The organism is Mesorhizobium sp. P2_E9 (genome assembly GCF_056403815.1).
On record NZ_JBFUET010000028.1, the window covers coordinates 58,172 to 65,464 of the forward strand.

7 protein-coding genes are annotated in these 7,293 nt (G+C 61.1%); 1 reads left to right on the forward strand and 6 read right to left on the reverse strand.

Annotation, left to right across the window (positions count from 1 at the left end; translation table 11 throughout):
- The first annotated feature begins 24 nt into the window (after window positions 1–24).
- The gene (locus AC1D05_RS33925; RefSeq protein WP_477447114.1) at window positions 25–732 is read left to right on the forward strand and encodes a hypothetical protein; all 708 of its coding nucleotides are present in this window, start codon (window positions 25–27) and stop codon (window positions 730–732) included.
- Window positions 733–846: 114 nt separating this feature from the next.
- Here AC1D05_RS33925 and AC1D05_RS33930 read toward each other — a convergent pair whose 3' ends face one another.
- From AC1D05_RS33930 to AC1D05_RS33955, 6 genes are all read right to left on the reverse strand, one after another.
- Window positions 847–1,068 (reverse strand): hypothetical protein, encoded by a 222-nt coding sequence (locus AC1D05_RS33930; protein WP_477447116.1) that lies wholly within the window; start codon window positions 1,066–1,068, stop codon window positions 847–849.
- 546 nt (window positions 1,069–1,614) lie between these two features.
- Window positions 1,615–2,367, reverse strand: a complete 753-nt coding sequence (locus tag AC1D05_RS33935; protein WP_477447118.1) for a GGDEF domain-containing protein — start codon at window positions 2,365–2,367, stop codon at window positions 1,615–1,617.
- A gap of 139 nt (window positions 2,368–2,506) precedes the next feature.
- Window positions 2,507–3,229 (reverse strand): thermonuclease family protein, encoded by a 723-nt coding sequence (locus tag AC1D05_RS33940; protein WP_477447120.1) that lies wholly within the window; start codon window positions 3,227–3,229, stop codon window positions 2,507–2,509.
- Window positions 3,230–3,247: 18 nt separating this feature from the next.
- Complete coding sequence (locus tag AC1D05_RS33945) at window positions 3,248–4,447, reverse strand: type 1 periplasmic-binding domain-containing protein (protein ID WP_477447122.1); 1,200 nt, start codon at window positions 4,445–4,447, stop codon at window positions 3,248–3,250.
- Between the two features lie 342 nt (window positions 4,448–4,789).
- Complete coding sequence (locus AC1D05_RS33950) at window positions 4,790–5,158, reverse strand: hypothetical protein (RefSeq protein ID WP_477447124.1); 369 nt, start codon at window positions 5,156–5,158, stop codon at window positions 4,790–4,792.
- A gap of 114 nt (window positions 5,159–5,272) precedes the next feature.
- The coding region (locus AC1D05_RS33955; protein WP_477447126.1) for a DUF5801 repeats-in-toxin domain-containing protein at window positions 5,273–7,293 on the reverse strand (2,021 nt) is incomplete at its 5' end.

Genomic DNA, 7,293 nt, shown 5'->3' on the forward strand with positions numbered 1-7,293 from the left:
TCCGCTCTTGGGAGTTTAACTCCAGTGCTCATTGACGCCACCGAAATTGTCCAGCGCAACAAACCAACTCTAGAGAGTAGCGCTTGGGCCATGGAGAATGTCGCCCTTGCGAATGCGGCGATAGATGTTCTGAGGTCAATCTGCGAACTTAGTCTCATTTCGGCCAATCAGATAACGGTCTTGAGGTTGGGTATCCGGCTTATTAACGCTGCCGGATCTGCGGGAGACGCTTTGCTCAGCGGTTACTATCAGCCTGCAGCCGCTCAAATCCGGGACCTGATTGAGGTTGGTTTCCTGATAGATCTGTTTCGGCGCGACCCGGCCAGAATTGAGACTTGGCGCACAAGCGATCATGCCACTCGCAGAAGAAAGTTCAGCGCCTTTGAGCTTCGAAAGGAACTTAATCGCCTTGACGGTTCTGCGGAGGACAAGAGAGCTCAAGCTTATCAGTTTTTTACTTCCCATGGAACACATGCCGATCCAGACTCCATAGACTTAAATTCCCCAAACCGAAACACGATGGTTGGCCCGTTTCCAGACCGTGATCGACTAGTGGGGCTTGGATTCGAACTTGCCCGCTATCTCGCTGCAGGCACGGAGTATTTCGTCCAATGGATCCTTCAGCAGGAGACTGGCACGGGCGAGCCTGTCACGGCGGTCGCGAAGCGTATCAGGCTGTTTCGGGAAGCATGCCAAGCGATCGTCGATCGGAAAACTGATCCTAGGACATGAAACGACCATTCGCCGCACGGATGGCCCGGCTTGAATTGATGAAGGCCGAGCCGACATCGCGGCCGGTCTTGCGGCGAGCGCGGCTGACCTTCAAACTTCTCACCGCAGCGTGATCTAACCGATGTGTGATGAGGTCCCCGCGGCCTTGATCAATTCGTCCTCGTCCCTCACCCCATGTCGGTAAGCGGCAACGATTTCCTCCGCTACGATTTCTGCCTCCAACGAATGGTCGTCTACCAAACGTTGACGACATGCCGTGTCGAACGCGCGACTCAATAGAGCCAACTCCTTGGCACTTAGGATGCCGTATTTTAGTGCTTGGTCGGTAACGGACATCGCCCAGTCCTCCGCAACCTTGGCTGAGGACAGCCCTCCTGTCCTCAAGGCCCAGCTCGGAGGGCCAGTAGGAGGAGCGTCGCGGAGGGGGGGCGACGGACAGGCCTGCACGGGGGGTGCGGTAGGCCTACTCCTCCTACCTGTTGCCGACCTGAGCCAAACAACGACTAATTATACGCCTATATGGCGGTAGCGCCAGTATTGTTTCATGGCGTTATAATCGTTGAACGGCAGAGAGCGGGCTGAAGCGGTGGGCTCGATGTCCGCCTAGACGCCGCTATCTGTCAGCCCTTGCCCTTCCGCCCATTCACAATGCCACTTCATGAGGGAATTGCCAGGCGACGGACGAGTTCACCGCACTGCGTGGCAGCGAGAGCGCTTCCTCCGTGCCACCAAAGATTATTGCCTCAGGGCTCTGCCCGTGGAGGATCAATCTCAGACCGTCGTGCCGATCCACAGCGGGATGGCTCAGCGCGAGACCCAGCAGGGTGTAGATGGGAAGGATCATGGAATCGAGCAGCCGCCCCCAAAAGCGCCTCGGCTGTGTCAGCTGTGGAGATGCGCCAGTTCAAAGCCAGCTTCATCCTGCGTGTCGGACAGGTGCTGTTCGGCGGACCGGAACATGTCCGAGAACTCCATCTCGTTCTCCAGCATCACGCCGCCGACCTTGATGGTGAGGACATCCTCGGTTCCTTTTGGCGCGAAATAGACTTGGGCGACACGCGCGCGGATACGCTCGCCGATTTCCTTAGCCTCTGCTTCGGTCGCGCCCGAGAGGAAAACCCCGAACATCGAGGCTCCGATCCGCCCGATCAGATCCTCCTCGCGCACCGACGACTGGATGGTCGAGACGATGAGCCGCAAGGCCTCGTCGCCCCATTCAAGGCCAAAGCGCATGTTGATGGACCGAAGGTGTTCCGGATGAATGATCAGGAAGGCGCCGGAGCGTGGTCCTGGCCCCGATCGCCTGGCTGCCCGTCGTTCAACCATCGACGTGAAAACCGGCCCGTTCAGGCAGCCCGTCAGCCCGTCATACGTCCCGGACCTGTTGAGTTCCTGCTGGTAGCGGCGGATTTCGACCCGATTCCAGCCGATCAGCGCGAAAAGCGGCAGGCCGATGATCACCGGCAGCAGCCCAGCGGTGATCATGCTGCGGGCGAACGGCGTCAGCGTGTCGCTGAACAGGAGCAGATAGTTGAGGCCAAGGGAGAGGCCGAGGCTCCCCGCGGTTCCCAGCAATGTCAGCCAGGCGACGCGCTTCCAGGGCTGGGCTGTCGTGGTCGCCATTGGTCTTGTCATGGGCCAATCTCCTGTCAGATCGGCTGGTATAAGGCCTGCCTGCCGTAATTTCAGTTTCGCTGACCCGTACAATTTGATGAAAAAAGGCGGAGTGGTGTCTTCGACAGCCCCCGGGCGAGCCGGCTTGCCGGCGACTTGCCTAGCGCGGCGGCCCGAAGACACCCATCCCGGCATTCCTGGCAATTGCTTCCGCCTTGCCATAGATTCCGTTTGGCAGCGCCATCGCCCAGCCATTGGCGACGAGCCAGGCGCCGACATCCTGCTTGCCCAGCCGGCACGGTGCGGCGATGGCGAAGCGTTCGACATCCGGCGGCAGAAAACAGTTCAGCGCGCGCCCCCGCAGCCAGGCATTGAAGGCCGTGCGAGCCCGCTGACCGCAGGGCCAGGCCTCGTCGCGAAACGAACAGGTCTGGTTCACGTCGATGTCCTGAGCCCCGCTGATGACCACCTTCCATCCCATCGATTCGAAAGTCGCCGACGACGTTGCAATCGGACGGTAGAGCAGGGTTTCGCGCCAGTCTTTCGGCATGGGTGTCCTGGGGCGGACGGCGAGGCCGAGTTCGCCGAGCGGCGGCCGGGCCTCGACCCGCTCGATTTCCGATGCGTCGATCGGTGGCGGGGCGATCAGGCTCTCGGCAATCCGCCGTGCCGGTCCCCGAGATTGTCCGTCGGCGATGGCCGCGTCCGCCGGGGCCTCTTGCCTGTCGGCAATTTCCAGGGACGGCGCAGGGACGGGCCGGTCGAGAGAAAGCAAGGCCCTGGCCTGCATGATCAGGACAATTCCGACCACGAGCTCGAGGCCCCCGATCACTGTCACCAGGCGGGCATGCCAGCCCATCAGGCGAGCGCAGCGTTCGAGCAAGGTCCCGCCGGCAGCCGGTCAGAAACCCGACGTCGATTTGGCAACCAGTTTGAGCGCACCCTTTTCTATCCGATAGAATGGCATCGACCTTTGGCTGGAGCCGTCAGCACGAAAGCGGAACAAACCTGTCGATCCGCGAAACCCACTGGGGTTTTCGAGCACCTGTTTGCTGAAGCCATCAGGTCCGACCGCGCTGGCAATCCCTGCCGTCAGGGCAACCATATCATAGGCATAGGCCACATTGACGTCGGCCGGGTAGTTGTATGCCGTCCGAAAGCGGTCGGCGATCGGTCCGGTTTCGCTTGGATCGAGCGTGGCGATGTATGCCCCCTCGAACAGCGGATCCATGGGGTGCTCCAGCCATCGGTCCGTTCCGACGACAGAGATTGCTTTTCCCGGAATGCCCTTTGATTTGAGGGCGGCAAGGACAGGCGCGGGGCTGTCATCGCCGCTGGCAACGATGACCGCATCGGGAGTGTCCACGAGTGAGCCCATCTGGTCGACAGCCTTGGCGCCACCGTCGCCGGCCGAATATGGCACAGTGACCGCGAGCGTTGCGCCATAAATGCTGAGGCCGTTCGCCACCCGCTTCTCCACGGCGCTGGCGTTCGAGCCTTCCGCGACGAGCAATACGAACTTCTTGCTGCCCTTCGCGGCTAGCCCCGCGGCACCCGCCGCGGCGCTATCGGCTTCGCTGAGGCGCACGGCATAAACCCCGGCGCCGCCCGCGAAATTGTCGGCAAGCGCCAGAACCGGCGGCCGCGTCGAGCCGGACAGCGTGGCGATATGCTGGGCAGCCGGCAGTTCGGTCGGGCCGATGACGACTTTGGATCCCGTCGTTATGGCTTGCACCGCCAGTTTACCGGCCTGTGCGCTGTCGCCTTTCGTGTCCTCTACCGTCAGCGTCAGCAATCCGTTGCCGATATCGGTCATCGCCAGCTTGGCGCCGTCGAGCATCTTCCTGCCGTTTTCCCCCGATGTCCCGGGAGCGGACAAGGGCAGCAACATCGTGATTTTGGTCGAACCGGTGCCGAGCGACCGGCTCGCCTGGGCCGGACCGGCACCAGCGGCGCCAGTCTGGCCGGCGGGCGCGGCAATCGCGGCCGGATCGAGCACTTCGGAAACGCCGCCTTTCGACTGGCAGCCCGACAATGTCGTGGCGAGCGCCAGGGCGATTGCCCATGACTGCGGACCGCGGCCCTGCCGGCCTGCTTCCATGATCGCTCCACCCCGTCTGCCGCCGGTATCGCCCGGTCTGGTCTTCAAGTCATGTTACGGCGGACTTGCCGTGCCGTCTTGCTGTTCTTTGATGCATGTTTAGCCGTCGAAAAGCCGGGTCTCAGCGCCATGATCCGTCTGGCTTGCCCGGCGGACGGATCGTCGGCGCATTTCATCAATCGTGGCCCGGGCACGAAGATGCGGCGCACGCAAACGGCAAAGGCCTAGCCAGCTGGCGCCGGCCTGCGAGGCAAACAGATCAAGGCTGGCCAAGGCGATCGTTGCGGCGATCGCCCTCAAGATTGATCCGTCTGATATCATGATGGCGCGCGGCCCATCCGGTCAGTGCATGTATTCGACCATGCGGTCGTGGAAACACTCGCATTTGTTGAGTGTGTCCTCGTCCTTGTAGTTCGTCTTCAGATAGCCATAGGCCATGCCGCAGGCGACCTTGGCTTCCGATGCCCAGACGAAGGCAGGCCGGGATGAATTGATCCATTCGGAGCTGTTGGCGACGGCGACCGACTCGTCCATCAGCTTGACCACCTGCTCCTTGAGATCGACGATGTTGTCGTTCAGCACCAGGTTGGATGTGCCGACGGTGCGGCAATAGTCGCCTACCGGTTCCCCTATGATGTCGGCGGCAAAGCCCGTCGATCCAGCCAGCAGCAGCGCCACGGCCGAAGCCAGCAATCTTGCACAACGCTTCATTTAAGTCCCTCTCCATTCCCCAATTTATGGTTCACTAATATATAGCATGGTTGTACAACTGCGCGCTACGTTGCTGACCACCAGTTTGCACCCCCGGTGCATCGATCAAGATCGTCAAGCCACAGTTTCGGTATGAGTCGGCAGGTTGTGATCGTAAAGAATGGTAATCGCAGAACCGCTACCAACTCCCGTCAGCGATGCCACTTCGACCATGCTGCCGCCAGCGGCAGTGCCGTTATTGTCAACCATCACATGAGCGGCGCCGCTTGAGAAAGTGACGTCGATCGAAGCACCTGCCTGAGCATCAGTGGTCGGTGCGTTGCCGCCAAGGGAGCGGAGCAGATCCGAAAGGTCGATGACGTCGTGGCCCGGTGTATAATCCGCGATGATATCGACCATGGCGACTGCTGCAAGTTTGGACGGGTCGATCACGAAGGTATCGTTGCCGCCGGCGCCGGTCATGGTGTTTAGCCCTGCGCCGCCATAGAGAATGTCACTTCCTGCTCCACCGATCAACGTATCGTTGCCGCCACCGCCCCACAGTGCACTCCCGGTATTGTTGGCGGTCAACGTATCCGCGAAGTTCGAGCCGATGGCGTTCTCGAAGTTGCTGATGTGGTCGCCCAGCGCGCCTGCTCCGCCCACAAGCTGGGTTAGCAGGTTGATCGTGACCGAGTTTAACGCGTTGCTGTAGTCGACTGTATCGCCCGGGCCGGTGCCACCGTTGAGGGTGTCGGCTCCGGAACTCGCGGCAATGACTTCTGCTGTCGCATCGGTGCCTGTCCCCAGATAGCCGGAGCCGGGTTGGGTTCCGACCAGGGACACGGACAAGTTGTCCGAACTGGTGAATTTGTCGCCGTCAGCGTCGGTAATGGTCGGGGTGAAGTTCAGCGCTGTGCTGCTGACCACGGCATGCGCATTGAAGGTTACTCCAGTCAGGTCGAGCTTGGAGTCGTCCCCTGCGGCGAGTGCGGCATTCTGCACAGTGACTTCGGTGAAGCTACCGAACGAGCCGGTCGTGGTGCCGCCTACGCCCCAGTGAGCAGCATCGACAAGCAGCGGCGTACCGTCAGCCTGAGTAATGGTTTCGGTGCCGATGACAGCATGAGCGGCATCATACAACGTGACAATGAGGCGCTCCGTTGTGCCGTTGCCGCCCTTGCCGATACCGATGCCCACCGCGGTCTGGGCGGTGCCGAAGGTGAAGGCGATCACCTCACCGGTATCGAGGTTGCCGTTGTTGATGCCGAAGCCTTGGGCGTTGGCGTGCGTTGAGTTCGTGGATGGGCTGATGCCGCTATCGATCAGCAGATCAAATCCGCTAGTTGGGATCGCCCCGGTTTGGAAACTCCCGGTCGTCCCGTTGATGATGAAATAATCACCGACGCCGGATTTGAACTGGGTGAGATCGAAGGTCTCGATCGATTGCAGGCTGTTAGACACCAGATGGAAGTCGTAGGTGCCGCTGGCATTCATCGACAGTGTGAAAAACTCGTTCGCGCCGCTGGCATTTTGAGCGTCGGTCGGATTGGCATAGGCGAACATCTCCGCTACCTGAGCCGACGGGTCGTAATGCACATACTCGTAGAAGGTATAAGGGGTCGTGCCGCCGGCGACGGTGACGGAATAAATCTCCTCGCCCGTCTGCGTGTGGGTCGCAGTGTCGGTCACGGTATAGGTCAGGCCGGCCGGCGCGGTTCCCATCGCGATGCCGATTGCCGAGGTAAAGCTTGGCCCATCCGCTCCGAAGGTCGGCTGCCAGGTGCCGTGTACGTCAGTATTGTTAACGTTCGGCATAATCGCGTCCTGGATGCCCGTGATCGTCGGACCATCATCATGGATGGTGATCTGCGCGCCCAGGTCGACACTGGCGCTCGCCTTGTCGCCGTCATTGTCGGTCACCGTCGCGGTTACCGACACCAGGCCGGCGCCCAGCAGGGTCCCTTCGCTGGTGTCCGGGGTCTCGCCCGAGCCTTCATGCACGCCGCGCAGTTCGGTCATCGTCACCTTGCCGGCGGCGTCGACCGTCAGCGTGAAGACGGTATGGCCAAGGCCATCCTTGCCGTCGACTTCGCCCGCCCCGTTCTGCACCAGCGTCACCGGCGTGCCGGTGAGCGAGTCGACCAGGGTGGTCG